Source organism: Jannaschia seohaensis (assembly GCF_900116765.1).
GTDB classification, from domain to species: Bacteria; Pseudomonadota; Alphaproteobacteria; order Rhodobacterales; family Rhodobacteraceae; genus Jannaschia; species Jannaschia seohaensis.
This window is the reverse complement of the sequence record NZ_UETC01000012.1, coordinates 66678-85954: the sequence shown is the minus strand read 5'-3', so window position 1 is coordinate 85954 and position 19277 is coordinate 66678. Positions and strand designations below refer to the sequence as shown.

Sequence of the window (19277 nt, the reverse complement as noted above, 5' to 3'; positions counted from 1 at the left end):
GCCGGGCATATATCTAGCGCAAGACGAAGGGGAAGAACGACAATGGCAGACGCAGCCCCCATCCCGGAAGAATATGGCGCAGATTCCATCAAGGTTCTCAAGGGCCTGGAAGCCGTGCGCAAGCGACCCGGCATGTATATCGGAGACACCGATGACGGCTCCGGCCTGCATCACATGGTCTACGAGGTCGTCGATAACGGCATCGACGAGGCGCTGGCCGGCCACGCGACCGAAGTAAGCGTCATCATCCACGCCGATAGCAGCGTCTCGGTGCGCGACAATGGCCGCGGCATCCCCGTCGGCATCCACGAGGAGGAAGGCGTCTCGGCCGCCGAGGTCATCATGACCCAGCTTCACGCGGGCGGGAAATTCGATCAGAACTCCTACAAGGTGTCGGGCGGCCTGCACGGCGTGGGCGTCTCCGTGGTCAACGCCCTGAGCGACTGGCTGGAATTACGCATCTGGCGCGACGGCAAGGAACATGTCGCCCGGTTCGAACGCGGCGAGACGGTCGAGCATCTCAAAGTCGTGGGCGAGACCCAGGAGACCGGGACCGAGGTCCGCTTCATGGCCTCGCTCTCGACCTTCTCGAACCTCGACTACAGCTACAAGACGCTGGAAACGCGCCTACGCGAGTTGGCCTTCCTCAATTCCGGCGTCCGCATCGTCCTGGAAGACGAACGCCCCGCCGAGAAGCTGCGGACCGAGCTCTACTACGAGGGCGGCGTGCGCGAGTTCGTGAAATATCTCGACCGCTCCAAAGCCGCCGTCATGCCGGAGCCGATCTATATGGAGGGCGAGCGCGACGGGATCGGCGTCGAGGTCGCGATGTGGTGGAACGACAGCTACCACGAGACCGTCCTGCCCTTCACCAACAACATCCCCCAGCGCGATGGCGGCACCCATCTGGCGGGCCTGCGCGGCGCGCTGACGCGGACGATCAACCTCTATGCGCAATCCTCCGGGATCGCGAAGAAGGAGAAGGTCAGCTTCACCGGAGACGACGCCCGCGAGGGCCTGACCTGCGTGCTTTCAGTCAAGGTTCCGGATCCGAAATTCTCCAGCCAGACCAAGGACAAGCTGGTCTCCTCCGAGGTCCGGCCTGCGGTCGAGAACCTGGTCAACGAAAAGCTCTCGGAGTGGTTCGAGGAGAACCCCCAGGTCGCTCGTCAGGTCGTCAGCAAGATCATCGAAGCCGCCCTGGCCCGGGAGGCCGCGCGCAAGGCGCGGGAACTCACGCGCCGCAAGACGGCGATGGACGTGGCCTCCCTGCCCGGCAAGCTGGCCGATTGCCAGGAGAAGGACGCCTCCAAGGCGGAGCTGTTCTTGGTGGAGGGCGACAGCGCCGGCGGCTCGGCCAAACAGGGCCGCGCCCGGCAGAACCAGGCCGTGCTGCCGCTCCGCGGCAAGATCCTGAACGTCGAGCGGGCGCGCTTCGACCGGATGCTGTCGAGCCAGGAAATCGGGACGCTCATCACCGCGATGGGCACCGGCATCGGGCGCGACGAGTTCAACCTCGACAAGCTGCGCTACCACAAGATCATCATCATGACCGACGCGGATGTGGACGGCGCCCATATTCGCACGCTGCTCCTGACCTTCTTCTACCGGCAGATGCCGCAGATCATCGAGGCGGGGCATCTCTATATCGCGCAGCCGCCGCTCTATAAGGTCGCTCGCGGCAAGTCCGAGGTCTATCTCAAGGACCAATCCGCGCTGGATGATTACCTCGTGCAGCAGGGCATCGACGGGGCGGTGCTGCGCCTGCCCTCGGGCGAAGAGATCGCGGGCGGCGACCTCGACCGCGTGGTTCAGGCCGCGCGCCAGTTCCGGCGCATCCTTCAGGCTTTCCCGACCCACTACCCCCGCCACATCCTGGAACAGGCCGCGCTTGTAGGGGCCTTCGAGGCCGAGGGCCTGTCGGACTTGCAGGCCGTGGCCGACCGGGTGGCCGCGCGGCTGGACCAGGTCGCCAAGGAATACGAACGCGGCTGGACTGGCCGCATCACTCAGGATCACGGCATTCGGCTGGCGCGCGTCCTGCGCGGGGTAGAAGAGGTGCGCACCCTGGACGGCGCGGTGCTGCGCTCGGGCGAGGCGCGCAAGCTAGCGCAGGTGGCGGCGGGCACGCGCGACGTCTATCGCGATCCGGCCCGCCTGACCCGCCGCGAGCGCGAGACTCTCATCCACGGCCCCATCGACCTGCTCGAAGCGATTCTCGCGGAGGGCGAGAAGGGGCTGACGCTCCAGCGCTATAAGGGGTTGGGCGAGATGAACCCGGATCAACTCTGGGAGACGACGCTGGACCCGGAGGCGCGCACGTTGTTGCAGGTTCGTGTCGAGGACGTGGTCGAGGCGGATGACGTCTTCACCAAGCTGATGGGCGATGTCGTCGAGCCGCGTCGCGAATTCATTCAGGAAAACGCTCTGAGCGTCGAAAACCTGGACATCTGACGGCCCGCGCGCGGGCCGAACCGGGGGGACGTGTCAGGTGGTCGCCGCCTGACGCTCCCGCGCGATATGGCGGGAGACGAGCGCCTGAACGACCGGATCGCGGATTTCCATCCACCGGGCCACGGTGCTGTCGGGGAAGCGCCACAGCACCACTTGGCGGAGCGCCACCAGCAGATAGGTGAAGACGGCAAAAAAAGTTGCGAGCGATGCGAGCATGGCGATCATCATGGAAATTGGCCTCGTTCGTTTCGAAGTCAGCCTACGGTCTCAATTGGGCCATCTGGGGGCGGAATCGAACCACTCCGAGTGACAATGACGCGTGATCTCCACCACTGTCGCCGCACCGCCCCCAATCAGCGGGAGTCGCCAAAGAGCCGGTCGAGCCGCGATATGAATTGAGACATCGGATGGGCGGGCAGGAAGGCCAGCATGGCGAATCGGACCACCGCGAGACCGAGGCCGAGAGACAGGCTGAGCACGAGGACTTCAAACAGATTCATCATAATTCCCCCTTACTTTCGCCTCAATTATTTAAGCTTTCAGGCGGGAATAAGGCCGAATTGACGCCAAACCGGCACCCTCTCGGGCGAGCGGAATCGGATCGTTTCGCACTCAGTGGAAATCGCGCGATTTCGGGATGACCGCCACGTCGCGCGGGTGACGCGACGTGTGGCTGGGCACCGGTTTCACCACTTCATCGGCCCGGGCCAGCGCGGGGGCGAGCGCGTCCTCGGACAGGCGGACGAGCGCATCGTTGCGATCGACGATCTCGTGGGCCACGACATGGATGACCGCGTCGTCGAACTGCACATGCCCGTGCACCGCCATCATCCGTGCCGACATGATCGGCTTTCGATACTTGGCGAAGAGGTCGGGCCAGATCACCACGTTGATGACGCCCGCCTCGTCCTCCAGCGTGGTGAAGCAGACCCCCTTGGCACTGCCCGGCCTCTGCCGGATCAGCACCAGCCCCGCGACCGAGCAGCGCTGGTTGAAGCGTAGGCTGCGCAATTCGTCGGATCGAATGTAGCCCTGCGCCGCCATCGACCGGCGCAGGAAGGCCACCGGATGCGCCTTCAGCGACAGGCGCGCGGTCTGGTAATCGGCCACCACCTGCTCCCTGAGCGGCATGGCAGGCAGCGGGCTCTCGGCCTCCTCGCCGGTATCGGGCGCGTCGGCATGGGTAAACAGCGGCAGGTCCGGCGCGTTGCGGATCGCCTTGGCGTCCCACAGCGCCGCACGCCGATCCTGCCCGCAGGAGCGAAAGGCGTCGGCCGAAGCCAGGATCTCGATCCCCCGCTTGGAGATGCGGGTGCGCCGGCGCAGGTCCTCGACATTCGCATAGCGCGCGCCCCGCAAGCTCATCAGGCGCTGCGCTTCTTCTTCGCGCAGGCCGGAGAGCTGCCGCATGCCGAGGCGCAGGGCGTGGCCCCTGCCGTCGGGCTCCAGCGTGCAGTCCCAGTCGGAATAGTTCACGTCGACCGGCAGGACGGTCACCCCCGACTTCCGCGCCATATCCACGATCTGCGCCGGCGCGTAGAACCCCATCGGCTGCGAGTTGAGCAGAGCGCAGGCGAAGACGTCCGGGTGGTGGCATTTGAGCCAGGACGAGACATAGACCAGCCGCGCGAAGCTGGCCGCGTGGCTCTCGGGGAAGCCGTATTCCCCGAACCCCTCGATCTGGCTGAAGCAGCGCGCGGCGAATTCCGCGTCATAGCCGCGCTGGACCATGCGGCCCACCATCCGGGCCTTGTGGTCGCTGACCTGCCCCTTCGAGCGAAAGGTCGCCATCGCCTTGCGCAGCCGGTTCGCCTCCGCCCCCGAGAACTCGGCGGCGACCAGCGCGATCTTCATTGCCTGCTCCTGGAAGATCGGCACGCCCAGCGTTCGGCCCAGAATGTTCTTGAGTTCATCGGGATCGTGCGGGGGCCCGGGCTTGGGGAATTCGATCGTGTCGACCGTCTCCCCGGCCCGGCGGCGCTTGAGGTAGGGATGCACCATGTCGCCCTGGATCGGCCCAGGCCGCACGATGGCGACCTGGATCACCAGATCGTAGAACTCCCGCGGGCGCAGCTTGGGCAGCATCGCCATCTGCGCCCGGCTCTCGACCTGAAAGACGCCGAGGGAATCGCCCCGACAGAGCATGTCGTATGTCGCCTCGTCCCCCTCCTCGACCGTCGCCAGCTCCATCTCGATGCCCTTATGCGCCCGCATCAGCCCGAAGCTCTTGGCGATGCAGGTCAGCATCCCCAGCGCCAACACGTCGACCTTGAAGATGCCCAGCGCGTCGATGTCGTCCTTGTCCCATTCGATGAAGCTGCGATCCGCCATCGCGCCGTTGCCGATGGGAACGGTCTGGCTGAGCGGCTCCTTCGTCAGGATGAAGCCGCCGACATGCTGGCTGAGATGCCGGGGCATGCCGATCAGCTGATCGGTGAGCTTGAGCACCCTGCGGATATGCGGGTCGGCCACGTTCACCCCCGTCTCCTCGGGATGCATGTCCTTGGTGGAGCTGCCCCAGCTGCCCCAGGTCGTCTTGGCGAGCGCGGAGGTGATATCCTCGGTCAGCCCCATCACCTTGCCGACCTCGCGGATCGCCATGCGCGGGCGGTAGTGGATGACCGTCGCACAGAGCCCCGCATGGTGGCGGCCGTAGCGGGCGTAGATGTGCTGGATCACCTCCTCGCGCCGCTCATGCTCGAAATCGACGTCGATATCGGGGGGCTCGTCACGGTCGGCGCTCAGGAACCGCTCGAAGAGGACATCGTGCTGGGCGGGATCGACCGAGGTGATTTCCAGGCAGAAGCAGACGACCGAGTTGGCCGCGGACCCCCGGCCCTGGCAGAGGATGCCCTTGGAGCGGGCGAAGGCCACGATCTCCTGAATGGTGATGAAATAGCGAGCCAGATCCCGCTCGGCGATGAAGGCCAACTCCATCTCGATGATCTTGGCGATCTTCGGCGGCACCCCCTGCGGATAGCGGCGGGCGGCGCCCTCCTGCGTGAGGATCCGCAGGTGGTCATAGGGGCTGCGGCCCGGGGGGATGTCGTCTTGCGGGTATTCGTAGCGCAGCTCCCGTAGGGAGAAATCCAGACTGTCGGCAATAGAGACGCTTTCCCGGATCGCATGGGGCCAGCGGGCGAAGAGGCGTGCCATCTCGGCCGGGGATTTCAGGTAACGTTCCGCATTCGCATGAAGACGGGTGCCGGCGGTGGCGAGGGTGCAGCCCTCGCGGATGCAGGTCATCACGTCCTGCAGGGGGCGCCGCTCGGGCGCGTGGTAGTGGACGTCGTTGGTGGCGACGATCCGCAGGCCATGCGCGCGCGCCAGCCGGTCCAGCCGTTCGATCCGCGCAAGATCGTCGCCGCGATAGAGATGGACGGCGGCAATATGGGTGACGCTGGTTAGCGCGCGGGTCAGACGTGGCAGGCCGGCGGCGAAGGCGTCCAGATCCTCGCCGGGCAGCGCGATCAGGACGACGCCCTGCTGGTGGGCGACAAGGTCGGCGAGGCTCAGATCGCAGCGCCCCTTCTCCTGCCAGGTCCCGTCCGTGCCCTCCATCCGTCCCTTGGAGATCAGCGCGCAGAGCCGCCCATAGGCGGCCCGGTCGCGCGGGTAGGCCAGAAATTCCGCCCCGCAGGTCAGGATCAGCCGCGTTCCGATCAGCGGCACCATCTGGGCCGTCTCCGCCTCGGCATGCAGCCGCACCACACCCGCCATAGTGTTGCGATCGGCGACGCCGATCCGATCGTAGCCCATCTCATACGCCGTCGTGACGAGATCGACAGCGTCGGAGGCGCCATGCAGGAAGGAGAAGGGCGTGGTCACGCCCAGTTCGACGAAGGGCGCGCGGGGGTTGCGGCGGAAAGGCTGCGCCGGGTCAAGCCTGCGCTTGTCGGGGGTGAGGGGGGCGTCGGGCATCGGGGGGAGCAGATGTTACGGCGGCTAGGGGGCGGAAGGGACAGACACTCGATGAAGGTCGGCGCCTGCGGAACGTTCGGAGGGGGGCGCTGCCCCCCGCCTTCGGCCCCCCCGGAGTATTTTCGGCCAGAAGAATGGAAATATCTCACACGGTAAGAATGCCTTAATGATTTTCCGCTAGCTTTACATTGCGGAACAGGCTGGAGAGCCGATGACCGTGCCAGGAGAAGGCGCTCCATTGCCCGTGCCGCCAAGCTGATGCCGGGCGTGGAGCGCTGCCCCCTCTCTTCTTCTGGCCCCAAATACTCCCGCCGGAGGCTCCCACGGGGGCAGCCAGCGATGTCGGAGCTGATCCGGGCGCCCTCATGAAAACAAGCCATGCAGAAACCAGTTCGGCGGGCCGCCGCGGCCATCTCCGGCCACGCCCTCCCGGAACAGCCAGAAGCGGGCCCCGTCGGCGACCTCGACCTTGTAGTAGTCGCGCAGCCGCGCGGAGGCCGGCGCCTGCCACCATTCGGGGGCGATGCGCTCCGGACCCTGATGGCGCTGGATCAGGAACGGCTTGCGGCGCCAGCGGAAGCGGATCGGCGGGCCCTCGGGCACGGTGTAGAGCACCTCGATCCGTTCCGGCGCGCGCAACAGGCGGAGGGGACGGATGCGGGCCGGCGCGACGAGACCGCCGCCGCCCAGGCCAGCGGGGGCGAGGCGGTCGGCCAGGAGCAATCCAGGCTTCGGCGATCGATGCGGGGCGGCAGATGGCGCTCCGGCAAGTCCGGACGCGGCAGCGGGGAGCCGCGTGAGCGCCGGGCGGCACGGCGGCTCCGGCACCCGTGCGCAGCCCCAGCGCGCCGTCCGCTCCGGCAGATGGCTGGACTCCGGATCGGGGCTACGCACGGCGGCGCCGATCCGGCCCGTCAGCCGGTCGATCAGAGTGGCCAGCGCCACCTCCGCCCCGTCGGCACCGTCAAGTCCGGCCTGGGACGCCTCCTGAGGCTCCCACCGTATCGCCTCCAGTGCCAGCGTGTCGAAGCCGAAACCCGCATCGAGCGTCTCGAACCGTCGCTCCAGCAGGCGGTGCAAGTGGTCCGCGTCGCGGGTCGCGCGGGCGGTGACGGCCTGAAAGCGGCTGGCCTGGCCGTCGACGCGGTAGAGTTCCAGCCGGATCTCGCGCACGCCCTGGCCCGCGCGCGCGAGATCGGCGCAGAGCACAGCGAAAAGGTCGGACAGCCAGGGCTGCGGGTCCATCACCGGCTCGGGCAGGCGCTGCACCGCGCGGAAGCGCTGGGGCGGGGCGGGGCTGACCACCGGCTCGGGCAGATGGCCCAGCGCTTGGTCGATACGGCGCAGCGGGGTGGCCAAGAGCTTGCCCTCATGCCCGAAGCGCCGGTCGAGCGCCGCGCGCGGCAGCGCCATCAGATCGCCCGCCCGCTTCAGCCCCAGGCGGCGCAGGGTCTGCCGGGTCTGCCCGTCGAGCCGCAGCGCGGCGACGGGCAGCATGGCGAGCCGCGCGCGCAACGCCGAGGGCGCGCTCACCTCACGCGCATCGCCGTAGCGCGCCAGCGCCCAGGCCGCGCCGTGGGTGGGCGCGACGGCCAGGCGCGCGGTCTGGCCCAGATCGGCCAGCCGCGCCTCCATATCGGCCAGCATCGCCGCCTCGCCGCCCCAGAGATGGGCCGCGCCCGTCGTGTCGAGCACCAGCCCGTCGACCCCGTCGGTCGCCGACCAGGGGCACCACCGCCGTGCCCAATGCGCCAGCCGCGTCAGCGCGGCGGCATCTCCGGCCAGATCGGCGGGCTGCACCACCAGTTCGGGCGCGAGGGCCCGCGCATCGACGACCCGGGCGCCAACACTGGCACCGGCCTGCGCCGCAGCCTCGGTCACGGCATGGATCACTGGCCCGTGCCGCCCCTCGGCGGCCAGCACGACGGGTGCATCCGCCGCCAGTTCCGGCTCAGTTTCCTCCCACGGCGCGGCTTGGGGCGGGGCCGCCCTGCCCCTCTCCCACCGGGCGATCGCAAAGCGCGGCAGCCAGATCGAGACGATGCGCCGCCCGGTCATGGGAGGCGACCCAACGGCCAGGAGGGGAGCGGCGCGAACGGAACAGCTCCGCCTGCCAGAGCGCGGGCCCCGGCGCCTCCGGGTCGAGCGGATGCGCCGCCGAGGGCGCGCTGGTCACGCGCCAGCGGTCGGGCGCCACCGACAAGCCCGGCGTCCCGTCCGCCCGGATCAGCCAGAGCGGCACGCCCGAGCGCCCCGCCCGCAAGGCAAGCCGCTTGGTCGCGGTGAAGTCGAGCGCCTTGGGCGTGCCCCAGATCTCTCCGATGACGGCGGATAGTGCGGCGCATTGCAATCCCTCCTCCATCGCCCAGAGCGCCTGGGCCGCGTCCTTGGCCGCCACGTGCAGCAACGGAAATTCCTGTCCCATCTGACCGGTAACGCCTTGAAAGCAGGGCAGCCCCCCCTCTTGCATCGACAGGCGGTCCTGCACCCAGAGGATTGGCCCCTGCCGCCCCGACGCGTCGAGCTGCGCCAGCACGAAGCCGGTGGCCGCCCCCTCGCGCGAGGAGGACAGCACCTCCGTCACCGGAGGTAGATGCAGGGCGGGTGTCGACATGCGGACAACCAGGGAATCGACCAAATGTTCCTGTTATGTTCTATTCTTGGAACGCGTTTGTCGAGTCCCAAGACAGGGCTTGCCTCTTCAAGTCAGGCCCTGCCTGGGCTCAACCACCTGTCCCTATTGGAATATCCGGCGCAAAGACCTCAGGCAAAGGCGGCGCCCAGCCCCTCCATCAGCGGCCGGAAGATCGGGAAGGAGGTCGCGATCGGACCCGAATCGTCCACCGTGACAGGCCGCCGCGCGGCCATCCCGGCCACCAGGAAGCTCATCGCGATGCGGTGATCGAGATGGGTCGCCACGGTGACACCGCCCGGCAGGCCGCCGGCGCCCAGACCATCGACCTCCCACCAGTCGGGGCCATCCCGCACCTCGACGCCCATGGCGCGCAGGCCGGTGGCCATGGCGGCGATACGATCGCTCTCCTTGACGCGCAGTTCGGCCACGCCGCGCATCACCGTGGTGCCCTCAGCACAGGCGGCGACGACCGAGAGCACCGGGTACTCGTCGATCATGGAGGCGGCGCGGTCGGGCGGCACCTCCACCCCCTTCATGTCGGGGGAGAAGCGGGCGCGCAGGTCGGCGGCCGGCTCACCCCCCTCCTCGCGGGGGTTCTCGTAGGTCAGGTCGGCGCCCATCTCGCGCAGCGTCTCGAACAGGCCAGCGCGGGTGGGGTTCAGCCCGATATTCGGCACCAGCACGTCCGAGCCGGGCACGATCAGCGCGGCGCAGACCGGAAAGGCCGCCGAGGACGGATCGCGCGGCACGGCGATGTCCCGGCCGCGCAGCGTGGGCCGCCCCTGCAGACGGATGACATGGCCCTCGGCCGTCCGCTCCGTCTCGACCTGGGCCCCGAAGCCCCGCAGCATCCGCTCGGAATGGTCGCGCGTGGCCTCGCGCTCGGTCACGACGGTCTCCCCGGGGGCATTGAGCCCCGCCAGCAGGACGGCCGACTTGACCTGCGCGCTGGCCATCGGCGTCGTGTAAGCCACCGGGATCGGATCGGACGCGCCCACCACCGTCATCGGCAGCCGCCCGCCGGACCGGCCATAAGCCTGGGCCCCGAACAACGCCAAAGGCTCCGTCACCCGCGCCATCGGACGCGACCGCAGGCTGGCATCGCCCGTATAGGTCACCGCGAAGCCATGGGTCGCCGCCACCCCCATGAGCAGCCGCACGCCGGTGCCGGAATTGCCGCAATCGATGACGTCCTCGGGCTCCAGCAACCCGCCCACGCCGACGCCATGCACGACCCAATCCCCACCATGTTTCTCGACCGTCGCGCCAAAGGCCCGCATCGCCGCGCCGGTATCGAGCACGTCCTGCCCCTCCAGGAGCCCCGAGATCCGCGTCTCCCCCTCCGAAAGCGCCCCCAGGATCAGCGACCGGTGGCTGATCGACTTGTCTCCGGGCACCTCCGCGACACCGGTCAGCGGCCCCGAGGCGGGCGCGGTCAAGGGTTGGGCGGGTCCGTGGCTCATGGCTCTCTCCTGTCGGCGCGGGTCAGCGGATACCTCCCGGCCCGAGGCGCGTCCATGCCCCTTCTTCCCTGCATAAATATCCCCGCCGGAGGCATCCGGACCTCGCCGCAGGCACAACGTCCCCCTATCTCGACCCCATGAAACGCAGACGCCTTTTCCCGCGCCTGGGCATGACCCGGGCACTGAGCGCCGCCGCCTCCGCGGTCCGGCGCTCCGGATCGTCGAATCCCTACTACCAGGGACCGGTGACGGGCCATTTCGACGGCACGCGCTTCTTCAATCCGGATGGCCAGGCCCCGCGGGGCTTTCGCGACCTGCTCAAATGGCAACTCGGCGGAGACAAGGCCGCCTGGCCCTCAGGGGTCGGCGTCACACAGCACCAGCCCGACCACCGGGTCGCCGAGCTGAGGGTGACGATGGTGGGCCATGCCACGGTGCTGATCCAGGCGGGGGGCGTGAACCTGCTGACGGACCCGGTCTGGTCCAAGCGGGCCAGCCCTTTCGACTTCGCGGGCCCTGCCCGGGTCACGGCGCCCGGGGTGGATTTCGACGCGCTGCCTCCGATCGACGCGGTGCTGCTGAGCCACAATCACTACGACCATCTGGACCTAGCGACGCTGCGACGCCTCCACGCCCGCTTCGCGATGCCGGTTCTGACGCCATTGGGCAACGACACGATCCTGCGGCGCGAGATCGCCGGTATCGACGCCCGCGCCGCCGATTGGGGCGAGGTCCTGGAGGCGGCGGGCGTCTCCGTGCGCCTATTGCCCTGTCACCACTGGTCGGCTCGAGGTACGCGGGACCGGTCGATGGCGCTCTGGGCGGCCTTCGCCATCGAGACCCCGGCGGGACGGATCTATCATGTCGGCGATACCGGCTACGACGCGGGACGGCCCTACACCACCGCGGCGGAACACGGTCCCTACCGGCTGGCCATCCTGCCGATCGGCGCCTACGCCCCGCGCTGGTTCATGGCGCCGCAGCACCAGAGCCCCGAAGAAGCGGTGGCCGGCATGCTTGCCTGTGGCGCCCGCCATGCGCTGGCCCATCATTGGGGGACATTCCAGCTGACCGATGAGGCCCGCGAGGAGCCGCTGACCCGGCTGGCCGCGGCGCTCGCCGCGCAGGGGGTGGACGCGGCGCGATTCCGCGCGCCCCCTCCCGGCCAAACCTGGGACGTGCCCGCCTGACGGGTCCAAAGTCTTCATGAAGACTTTGATCAGAGTTTTTTACAAAAACTCTGGCGCCTCACAGCCGGCGGAACGTCAGATAGCGGGAAGACCGCCCTTCCCGCACGGCCTTGGCCTCGTAGCGCGTCCGGATCCAGTCCGCCCAAGGCTCGGGGCTGTCCGAAAGCAGCTCGAAGCCCGCGGGCGGGACTTCCTCCAGCGTCTGCCGGACGTAATCCTCGATATCCGTCGCCACCCGGAACTCCGCCCCGGGGGCGAGACAGCGGTGGAGCGGGCCCAGATGCTCCGGCGTGACGAAGCGGCGGCGGTGGTGGCGCGCCTTGGGCCAGGGATCGGGATAGAGCAGGAAAGCTTTGGCGATGCTCTCCGCCGGCAGCACGTCGAACAGGTCGCGCGCATCGCCCGGATGGATGCGGACATTCTCCGCCCCGGCCCGGCGCAGCTTGCCCAGCAGCATCGCGACCCCGTTGATATAGGGCTCCGCGCCGATGATCCCGACCTCCGGGTGCAGCTCGGCCTGGTGCACCATGTGCTCACCGCCGCCAAAGCCGATCTCCAGCCAGACCGGCCGCCCGCCGAAAAGCGCCGCGAGGTCGAGGGGCGTGCGATCCGGGTTCTCCTCCCAGGAGACCGGACCGGGTGAGAGCGCGGCAAGATCCTCCGCCAGATAGGTTTCGTGGGACGGCTTGAGCTGCTTGCCCTTGCGGCGGCCATAGAAATTGCGGTGCGGACGATCGGTCATGGGCTCCTCGCGTGTCGGTGCGATAGACCGCGCATCGCCGCGCGGTGCAACCCGCCTCTCAAGCCACGCGCCTCAGCGCCGGGTCAGCCGTGTCGCGTGGCCCATCTTGCGGCCGGGCCGCGTCTCGGCCTTGCCGTAGAGATGCAGCCGCGTGTCGGGCGCGGCCAGAAGCTCCGGCAGCCGGTCCATGTCGTCGCCGATCAGGTTTTCCATCACCGCATCGGCATGGCGCCGCCCGTCGCCCAGCGGCAGCCCCGCGATCGCGCGGATATGCTGCTCGAACTGGTCGACGGCGCAGGCGGCCTCGGTCCAGTGGCCCGAATTGTGAACCCGGGGGGCGATCTCGTTGACGACGAGCCCCGTCCCGGTGGCGAACAGCTCCACCCCCATCACGCCGACATAGTCGAGCGCCGAGACGATCCGCCCGGCCAGCAGCACCGCATCCTGGCGTTGGCTGGCCGTGAGCGCGGCGGGCACGGTGGTGGTGCGCAGAATGCCCTCCGCGTGGACGTTCTCTCCGGGATCGAAGCAGACCGTCTCGCCCGTGACGCCGCGCGCGACGATCACCGAAATCTCGCGGTCGAAGGTCACGACGCCTTCGAGGATCGCGTCGGCGCCCTCGATCGCGGCGAAGGCCTCGGCCGCGCCGGTCGCGTCGTCGATCCGGACCTGGCCCTTGCCGTCATAGCCCAGGCGGCGGGTCTTGAGGATGGCGGGCCGGCCCAGCTCGGCCAGCGCGGCGGTCAGAGCGCCCAAGTCCGGAACATCGCGGAAGGGCGCGACCGTGAGGCCCAGCCCCTCCAGGAAGCGTTTCTCGTCCAGCCGATCCTGGGCGACGCGAAGCGCGGCGCGCCCCGGGCGGATCGGGCGGGAGGCCTCGAGCAGGTCGAGGGTCTCGGCGGGGACGTTCTCCCACTCATAGGTCACCACGTCGACGGACCCGGCAAAGGCGGCCAAGGCCTGTTCGTCCGTCCAGGCCGCCCGGGTCCAGCCATTGGCGACCTGAGCGGCGGGGGCGTCGCCCGGCTCATAGATTTGGGTGCGGAAGCCCAGGCGGGCCGCGGCCATGGCCAGCATCCGGCCGAGTTGACCGCCGCCGAGAATGCCGATGGTCGCGCCGGGAGAAAGCGGGCCAGGCGAAAGGGGAGTGTCGGTCATGGCAGGTGTCTCTCAGGTGGCGAGGGAGGCAGCGGGGGGCCAGCCCCCCGCACCCCCCGGGATATTTGAACAGGGAAGAAAGGGGCGGACCGGTCGCGGGCCGGGGCTCAGTCGGGCGTCTCGGGTATGCTGTCGCTGAGGGCGGTCCGCCAGGCGTCCAGGCGCTCGGCCAGGGCGGGGTCCGAAAGCGCGAGGATTCCGGCGGCCATGAGCCCCGCATTGGCCGCCCCCGCCGCGCCGATGGCCATGGTGGCGACCGGGTAGCCGCGGGGCATCTGCACGATGGAATAAAGGCTGTCGACGCCCGACAGCGCCTTGGTCTGAACGGGCACGCCGATCACCGGAAGCCGCGTCTTGGACGCCATCATCCCGGGCAGGTGGGCGGCGCCGCCGGCCCCGGCGATGATCACCTGGATCCCGCGCCCCACCGCCTCGCGCCCGTAGCTCCAGAGACGGTCGGGCGTGCGATGGGCGGAGACGATACGCGCCTCATGCGCGACGCCGAGTTCCGACAGGATGTCGGCGGCTTCCTTCATCGTGGGCCAATCGGAGGTCGATCCCATCACGATACCGACGGGAGGGGTCTGGGACATAGGGGCGTGCCTCAGGCGATGATATCAGGGGTGAGTTGATCTTCGAGCCGCTGAATGCGGTCCTTGAGCCCCAGCTTTTGCCGCTTGAGGCGCCGGACCGCCAGCATATCGGGCGAAAGGCTTTCCTCATAGGCGCGGATCGCGGCATCGAGATCACGGTGATCCTGCCGCAGGACCTCCAGCTTGACCCGCAGCACGTCCTCGTGGCTCATCTCCTTCGGCGGCTGTGTCATGCGGCTCCTCGGACCGGGTCGGTCCAGTCGTATACCGACGGCGCGCGGTTTCAAAGGGGCTCCGGCCTCGGGGACAGCCCTTGCGGCCATGGGGGCGCGCCCCCATCTCACTATCGAGGCGGCGGCGCCTTAATGGGCCACGCTTCGCGGATCGCTTTGATAAGGACCCGTCCCGATGAGTAAGCTCAGTTTTGGCACCCATCCCTACCTTCTCGGCTTCGACGAGTTGGAGCGCCTAGTCGAACGCACGGCGCGCACTGGAAACGAGGGCTACCCGCCCTACAATATCGAACAGACCGATGAGAACGGGTTTCGCATCACGCTGGCCGTCGCGGGCTTCTCGGAGGAGGATCTCTCGATCACCCTGGAGGATCGCCAGCTCGTCGTGCGCGGCCGATCCAAGGACGACGCGGAGCGCGTTTATCTGCATCGCGGTATCGCGGCGCGTCAATTCCAGCGCGCCTTCGTGCTGGCGGATGGTGTCGAGGTCGGCGGCGCGGCGTTGGAAAACGGCCTGCTGCATATCGACTTGAACCGGACGGCGCCCGAGAACGTTGTCAGGCAGATCAAGATCTCTTCCGGCCCCTTCGGCTTCGCCGGTTCGGGCACCGACAAGAAAGGACAAGGCCAATGACCGAAGCACTTCTTGAAGCGTCGACCAAGGAACTGGTCTATGTTCGCGCGGTGGATGTGAACGACCTGTCAGGTGCCGTCCGTAAGGAAGCCGAAGAAGGCGGGATGGAGACGCTCTACGCGCTGCATCGCGCGGATGGCGAACAAGTCGCCCTTGTCGGTGACCGGATGCTGGCCTTCAGCCTGGCGCGCCAGAACCAGCTCACGCCGGTCAGCGTCCATTAACCAAAAGCCGAAGCGCGGGCCGGTTCGGCCGGCCGCGCATCTATGCACCTGCGATAGAGACGGCGGGGGCAGACGTCTTCCGCCTGGGCTGCGCAGCCGAGCCGGCGCTGCAAAGCCAGGGCGGCATGGGTCTGACCCGGCCTCACGCGCCGCGCAGCCGCGCGAGCATTTTCACAATCGCATCGTCCCCCGCCGGTTTCTCCAGGACAGGGACGCCGCCATATCGCTTTTCCAGCGTCTCCGTATCGTAGCGCCCCGTGTGGAAGACGAAGGGTGTGCCCTTCTCGCGTAGGCGATCCGCGACGGGAAAAACCGACCGGCCGTGCAGATCGACATCGAGTATGGCGGCGTCGATCTCTCGGTCGATCGCCTTGTAGGCTTCCTCGATGGTGCCGCACGGGCCGCAGACGGCCGCACCCCGTTCCTCCAGGATCATCGAAATGTCGAGCGCGACGAGCGCCTCGTCCTCGACAACCAGGATGTTCATGTCGTTCAACATGGCTGCGCTTTCCGGCCCGAACAGGCGGGCCTTGTCCGTTCGAGTTTCTGCGCCGATCTGGTAGGGCGCGAAGGCGCGGAGGGACCGCGCGAAATCTGAAAGAAGAACGGAAAAGACCGCGATCGGTTCCACGATCGCGGTCCGAATTTTCCGATACCTGCCCCCTCCGAAATCCAGAGGCCCGACCCGAGACGGATGTCTCGCGCCGGGCCCCAAGACGGCCGGTCCGTCGCCGACAGGACCGGCTCAGCCGGTGATCAGCCCCATGGACTCGAGCTTGAGCAGCACCTGCTGGGCGCAGAAATCGACCTCCTGGCCTTCAGTGTCGACGCGCAGCTCCGGGTTCTCGGGCGCCTCGTAGGGGTCGGAAATCCCGGTGAACTCGGGGATCTTGCCCTCACGCGCCAGCTTGTAGAGACCCTTGCGGTCGCGCCGCTCGCATTCCTCCAGCGAGGTCGCGACATGGACCTCGACGAAGGCGCCATAGGCTTCGATCATCTCGCGGGCAGCGCGGCGGGTCGCGGTATAGGGCGCGATGGGTGCGCAGATGGCGATGCCGCCATTCTTGGTGATCTCCGAGGCGACATAGCCGATCCGCTTGATGTTGATGTCGCGGTGCTCCTTGGAGAAGGTCAGCTCCGAGGAGAGGTGCTTGCGCACGACATCGCCGTCGAGCAGCGTCACGGGGCGGCCGCCCATCTCCATCAGCTTGACCATCATCGCGTTCGCGATCGTCGACTTGCCCGAGCCAGAGAGGCCGGTGAAGAATACCGTGAAACCCTGCTTGGCGCGCGGCGGCGAGGTGCGGCGCAGTTCGGCCACGACCTCGGGGAAGGAGAACCATTCCGGGATCTCCAGCCCCTCGCGCAGACGGCGGCGCAGCTCGGTGCCCGAAATGTTGAGGATGGTGACGTTCTCGCGGTCCTCGATCTCGTCGGCGGGCTCGTATTGCGCCCGCTCCTGGACGTAGACCATGTGCTTGAAGTCGACCATTTCGATGCCGATTTCGTCCTGATGCGCGCGGAACAGCTCCTGCGCGTCGTAAGGCCCGTAGAAATCCTCACCGGCGGAGTTCTTGCCCGGGCCGGCATGGTCGCGGCCGACGATCATGTGGGTGCAGCCGTGGTTGCGGCGGATGATCCCGTGCCAGACGGCCTCGCGCGGGCCGGCCATGCGCATGGCGAGGTTCAACAGCGACATGGTCGTGGTCGAGGGCTGATACTTGTCCAGCACCGCCTCGTAGCAGCGGACGCGGGTGAAGTGATCCACATCGCCCGGCTTGGTCATGCCGACGACCGGATGGATCAGCAGGTTGGCCTGCGCCTCGCGGGCGGCGCGGAAGGTCAGTTCCTGGTGCGCGCGGTGCAGCGGGTTGCGGGTCTGGAAGGCCACGACCTTGCGCCAGCCCAGCTTGCGGAAATAGGCGCGCAGCTCGTTGGGCGTGTCGCGGCGGGCGCGGAAATCGTAATGCACCGGCTGCTGGATGCCGGTGATCGCGCCGCCCAGATAAACGGGGCCCGCGACGTTGTGCAGGTAGTTGACCGCCGGGTGCGCGAGATCGTCGGCGCCGAAGACCTTCTCGGCCTCAAGCGCCTTGTTCGGGGTGTATTTGGAGGAGATCGACAGGATCGCGAGGATCACGCCCTCGGCATCGCGCAGCGCGATGTCCTGCCCCTCTTCGACCGTTCCGGCGAATTTCTCGGTGACATCCAGCGTGATCGGCATCGGCCAAAGCGTGCCGTCGGCCAGGCGCATGTTCTCGACCACGCCCTCGTAATCGGCCTGATCCAGGAAGCCCTTGAGCGGGTTGAAGCCGCCATTCATCAGCAGTTCCAGGTCGCAGACCTGGCGCGGGGTCAGATCCCAAGACGGCAGGTCGGCCGCCTCCATCTTCAACTTCTGAGCGCTCTCGGGGCTGACGAAGAGCTCCGGGATGGGCGAGAGGTTGTTCATCATCAAATCGGTCCTGGTCTTGAGAGGGGAGAAGCCGGCGCGGGTGCCGGTCAGCTCCGCGTGGAGCGCGTCGTATTCCGCGAACTTGCGCGCGAGGAAGGCATCGGTGAGCCGGTGCTTGGCCGCCGCGCCGCGTGGCGTGAGCACGTAGGCATAGCGCTGGCGCCGGTCCGGGCCGTTGCGCGTGCCGACCTTGATGAGCCCCGCATCGACCGCCGCGCGCAGCTGCGCGTTCAACCGGCCGAGCGAGATGCCCAACGCCTGCGCGATCATGCGCTGCGACGCCTCCGGCGCCAGATCGATCTGGCGCAGCAGGCGGAAGAGGGCGTCGTCCTCTTCGAAGGCAGGCTTGGCGGCGGCGGGGAGCATCGCGGCGACTCAAACTGTGTTCACGGATGAACGCATATTCCGAAGAGTGCGTTCACGAAAGAACAAACTTTGCCCCGTCGGCGGATCAGCGCCGACGGGTATCATGTCGCCCATTTTTTCTCAGTATTTAGGGCCCTTGCAGCCGCGGAGCGTGTTACTCGGCGGCGTCGACCGGCGCACCGTAGCCCAGCGGCGCCGTCTGCTCCTGCTCGATATCGCTGTCCTGGCCGTGCTCGGCCAGGAACCGCTCCGCCTCCAGCGCGGCCATGCAGCCCATGCCGGCGCTGGTGACGGCCTGGCGGTAGACGTGGTCGGTCAGGTCGCCCGCGGCGAAGACACCCGGGATCGAGGTCGCCGTCGAGTCGGGCGCCGTCTTGACGTAGCCGCCATGGTGCAGCTCCAGCCAATCCTTGACCAACTCGGAGGCCGGCGCGTGGCCAATGGCGACGAAGAAGCCATGCACGGCGATCTCGCGGATCTCCCCGGTCTGCGCGTGGCGCAGCCGCAGCCCCTCGACCCCGCGCGGCTGCTCGGAGCCCAGCACCTCGTCGATTTCGTGATCCCAGATCACCTCGACCTTGGGGTTCTTGAACAGCCGGTCCTGAAGGATCTTTTCGGCACGCAGGCTGTCGCGCCGGTGGATCAGCGTCACCTTGCTGGCGAAATTGGTCAGAAACAGCGCCTCCTCGACGGCGGTGTTGCCGCCGCCGACCACCGCGACCTCCTTGCCGCGATAGAAGAACCCGTCGCAGGTCGCGCAGGCCGAGACGCCAAAGCCCTTGAAATGCTCCTCCGAGGGCAGGCCCAGCCATTTGGCCTGTGCCCCCGTGGCCAGGATCAGCGCGTCGCAGGTATAGGTGTTGCCGCTGTCGGAGACGGCCGTGAAGGGCCGCTTGGACAGATCGAGCGAGGCGATATGGTCGGACAGGATCGTGGTGCCGACGGCCTTGGCATGGGCCTCCATCCGAAGCATCAGGTCGGGCCCCTGCACCTCGGTGTCGCCGGGCCAGTTCTCCACCTCGGTGGTGATCGTCAACTGCCCGCCGGGCTGGATCCCCTGCACCAGCACCGGGTCGAGCATGGCGCGCGACGCGTAGACGGCGGCGGTGTAGCCCGCCGGGCCGGAGCCGATGATGAGAACCTTGGAATGGGTTGCGTCGGACATGGGACACCTCCTGCCTGGGGGCTCGATATAGGCGTCGAATCGGG

The 19277-nt window shown here is 68.0% G+C and carries 17 protein-coding genes; 4 read left to right on the top strand and 13 right to left on the bottom strand.

Annotation, left to right across the window (positions count from 1 at the left end):
- Window positions 1-42 precede the first annotated feature (42 nt).
- Entirely contained in the window at window positions 43-2454 is a 2412-nt protein-coding gene (gene gyrB / locus DTQ71_RS18505) for a DNA topoisomerase (ATP-hydrolyzing) subunit B (protein ID WP_109565785.1), read from the top strand.
- Window positions 2455-2487: 33 nt separating this feature from the next.
- On the opposite strand, the gene DTQ71_RS18500 is transcribed toward gyrB, so the two are convergent.
- The 6 genes from DTQ71_RS18500 to aroA all read right to left on the bottom strand — a co-directional run bounded on the left by DTQ71_RS18500 (window position 2488) and on the right by aroA (window position 10473).
- Complete coding sequence (locus tag DTQ71_RS18500) at window positions 2488-2670, bottom strand: hypothetical protein (RefSeq protein WP_146204895.1); 183 nt, start codon at window positions 2668-2670, stop codon at window positions 2488-2490.
- Window positions 2671-2807: 137 nt separating this feature from the next.
- A complete protein-coding gene (locus DTQ71_RS23625) occupies window positions 2808-2957 on the bottom strand; it encodes a hypothetical protein (RefSeq protein ID WP_170125495.1) in 150 nt (49 codons plus the stop codon).
- Window positions 2958-3066: 109 nt separating this feature from the next.
- Window positions 3067-6375: an error-prone DNA polymerase gene (locus tag DTQ71_RS18495; protein ID WP_109565783.1), complete on the bottom strand. Its 3309-nt coding sequence runs from the start codon at window positions 6373-6375 to the stop codon at window positions 3067-3069.
- Between the two features lie 363 nt (window positions 6376-6738).
- On the bottom strand, window positions 6739-8433 hold the full coding sequence (locus DTQ71_RS18490; protein WP_109565782.1) for a Y-family DNA polymerase: 1695 nt from the start codon (window positions 8431-8433) through the stop codon (window positions 6739-6741).
- Window positions 8327-8989 (bottom strand): ImuA family protein, encoded by a 663-nt coding sequence (locus DTQ71_RS18485; RefSeq protein ID WP_109565781.1) that lies wholly within the window; start codon window positions 8987-8989, stop codon window positions 8327-8329. Before DTQ71_RS18485 ends, DTQ71_RS18490 begins: the two co-directional genes overlap by 107 nt.
- 149 nt (window positions 8990-9138) lie before the next feature.
- Entirely contained in the window at window positions 9139-10473 is a 1335-nt protein-coding gene (aroA, locus tag DTQ71_RS18480) for a 3-phosphoshikimate 1-carboxyvinyltransferase (protein WP_109565780.1), read from the bottom strand.
- A gap of 137 nt (window positions 10474-10610) precedes the next feature.
- On the opposite strand from aroA, the gene DTQ71_RS18475 reads away from it, so the two are divergent.
- A complete protein-coding gene (locus tag DTQ71_RS18475) occupies window positions 10611-11663 on the top strand; it encodes an MBL fold metallo-hydrolase (protein ID WP_109565779.1) in 1053 nt (350 codons plus the stop codon).
- Window positions 11664-11721: 58 nt separating this feature from the next.
- Here DTQ71_RS18475 and trmB read toward each other — a convergent pair whose 3' ends face one another.
- From trmB to DTQ71_RS18455, 4 genes are all read right to left on the bottom strand, one after another.
- Window positions 11722-12405, bottom strand: a complete 684-nt coding sequence (gene trmB / locus DTQ71_RS18470) for a tRNA (guanine(46)-N(7))-methyltransferase TrmB (protein WP_109565778.1) — start codon at window positions 12403-12405, stop codon at window positions 11722-11724.
- A 72-nt stretch (window positions 12406-12477) separates the two neighbouring features.
- Window positions 12478-13563, bottom strand: coding sequence for a 5-(carboxyamino)imidazole ribonucleotide synthase (locus DTQ71_RS18465; protein ID WP_109565777.1), 1086 nt, complete (start codon window positions 13561-13563; stop codon window positions 12478-12480).
- A gap of 107 nt (window positions 13564-13670) precedes the next feature.
- Entirely contained in the window at window positions 13671-14156 is a 486-nt protein-coding gene (purE, locus tag DTQ71_RS18460) for a 5-(carboxyamino)imidazole ribonucleotide mutase (protein WP_109565776.1), read from the bottom strand.
- An 11-nt stretch (window positions 14157-14167) separates the two neighbouring features.
- Complete coding sequence (locus DTQ71_RS18455; RefSeq protein ID WP_109565775.1) at window positions 14168-14389, bottom strand: YdcH family protein; 222 nt, start codon at window positions 14387-14389, stop codon at window positions 14168-14170.
- Window positions 14390-14564: 175 nt separating this feature from the next.
- Between DTQ71_RS18455 and DTQ71_RS18450 the strand changes: the two genes are divergently transcribed.
- Together DTQ71_RS18450 and DTQ71_RS18445 are read left to right on the top strand one after the other, a co-directional pair.
- Window positions 14565-15023, top strand: a complete 459-nt coding sequence (locus DTQ71_RS18450; RefSeq protein ID WP_109565774.1) for an Hsp20 family protein — start codon at window positions 14565-14567, stop codon at window positions 15021-15023.
- The gene (locus DTQ71_RS18445; protein WP_109565773.1) at window positions 15020-15247 is read left to right on the top strand and encodes a DUF1150 family protein; all 228 of its coding nucleotides are present in this window, start codon (window positions 15020-15022) and stop codon (window positions 15245-15247) included. The genes DTQ71_RS18450 and DTQ71_RS18445 overlap by 4 nt, the downstream gene beginning before the upstream one ends.
- Window positions 15248-15389: 142 nt before the next feature.
- Here DTQ71_RS18445 and DTQ71_RS18440 read toward each other — a convergent pair whose 3' ends face one another.
- The 3 genes from DTQ71_RS18440 to trxB form a co-directional block, all read right to left on the bottom strand.
- Window positions 15390-15878 (bottom strand): response regulator, encoded by a 489-nt coding sequence (locus DTQ71_RS18440; protein WP_211317154.1) that lies wholly within the window; start codon window positions 15876-15878, stop codon window positions 15390-15392.
- Between the two features lie 114 nt (window positions 15879-15992).
- Window positions 15993-18068, bottom strand: coding sequence for a bifunctional sulfate adenylyltransferase/adenylylsulfate kinase (locus DTQ71_RS18435; protein ID WP_109565772.1), 2076 nt, complete (start codon window positions 18066-18068; stop codon window positions 15993-15995).
- 154 nt (window positions 18069-18222) lie between these two features.
- Window positions 18223-19233: a thioredoxin-disulfide reductase gene (gene trxB, locus DTQ71_RS18430; RefSeq protein ID WP_109565771.1), complete on the bottom strand. Its 1011-nt coding sequence runs from the start codon at window positions 19231-19233 to the stop codon at window positions 18223-18225.
- Window positions 19234-19277 lie beyond the last annotated feature (44 nt).

What these genes read in the sequence shown, in the direction of transcription:
- trxB (WP_109565771.1), bottom strand. Translation starts at nt 19,233, where the DNA reads ATGTCCGACGCAACCCATTCCAAGGTTCTCATCATCGGCTCCGGCCCG.
- DTQ71_RS18475 (WP_109565779.1), top strand. Translation starts at nt 10,611, where the DNA reads ATGAAACGCAGACGCCTTTTCCCGCGCCTGGGCATGACCCGGGCACTG.
- DTQ71_RS18465 (WP_109565777.1), bottom strand. Translation starts at nt 13,563, where the DNA reads ATGACCGACACTCCCCTTTCGCCTGGCCCGCTTTCTCCCGGCGCGACC.
- DTQ71_RS18450 (WP_109565774.1), top strand. Translation starts at nt 14,565, where the DNA reads ATGAGTAAGCTCAGTTTTGGCACCCATCCCTACCTTCTCGGCTTCGAC.
- DTQ71_RS18435 (WP_109565772.1), bottom strand. Translation starts at nt 18,068, where the DNA reads ATGCTCCCCGCCGCCGCCAAGCCTGCCTTCGAAGAGGACGACGCCCTC.
- gyrB (WP_109565785.1), top strand. Translation starts at nt 43, where the DNA reads ATGGCAGACGCAGCCCCCATCCCGGAAGAATATGGCGCAGATTCCATC.
- DTQ71_RS18455 (WP_109565775.1), bottom strand. Translation starts at nt 14,389, where the DNA reads ATGACACAGCCGCCGAAGGAGATGAGCCACGAGGACGTGCTGCGGGTC.
- DTQ71_RS18495 (WP_109565783.1), bottom strand. Translation starts at nt 6,375, where the DNA reads ATGCCCGACGCCCCCCTCACCCCCGACAAGCGCAGGCTTGACCCGGCG.
- DTQ71_RS18500 (WP_146204895.1), bottom strand. Translation starts at nt 2,670, where the DNA reads ATGCTCGCATCGCTCGCAACTTTTTTTGCCGTCTTCACCTATCTGCTG.
- DTQ71_RS23625 (WP_170125495.1), bottom strand. Translation starts at nt 2,957, where the DNA reads ATGATGAATCTGTTTGAAGTCCTCGTGCTCAGCCTGTCTCTCGGCCTC.
- purE (WP_109565776.1), bottom strand. Translation starts at nt 14,156, where the DNA reads ATGTCCCAGACCCCTCCCGTCGGTATCGTGATGGGATCGACCTCCGAT.
- DTQ71_RS18490 (WP_109565782.1), bottom strand. Translation starts at nt 8,433, where the DNA reads ATGACCGGGCGGCGCATCGTCTCGATCTGGCTGCCGCGCTTTGCGATC.
- aroA (WP_109565780.1), bottom strand. Translation starts at nt 10,473, where the DNA reads ATGAGCCACGGACCCGCCCAACCCTTGACCGCGCCCGCCTCGGGGCCG.
- DTQ71_RS18445 (WP_109565773.1), top strand. Translation starts at nt 15,020, where the DNA reads ATGACCGAAGCACTTCTTGAAGCGTCGACCAAGGAACTGGTCTATGTT.
- DTQ71_RS18485 (WP_109565781.1), bottom strand. Translation starts at nt 8,989, where the DNA reads ATGTCGACACCCGCCCTGCATCTACCTCCGGTGACGGAGGTGCTGTCC.
- trmB (WP_109565778.1), bottom strand. Translation starts at nt 12,405, where the DNA reads ATGACCGATCGTCCGCACCGCAATTTCTATGGCCGCCGCAAGGGCAAG.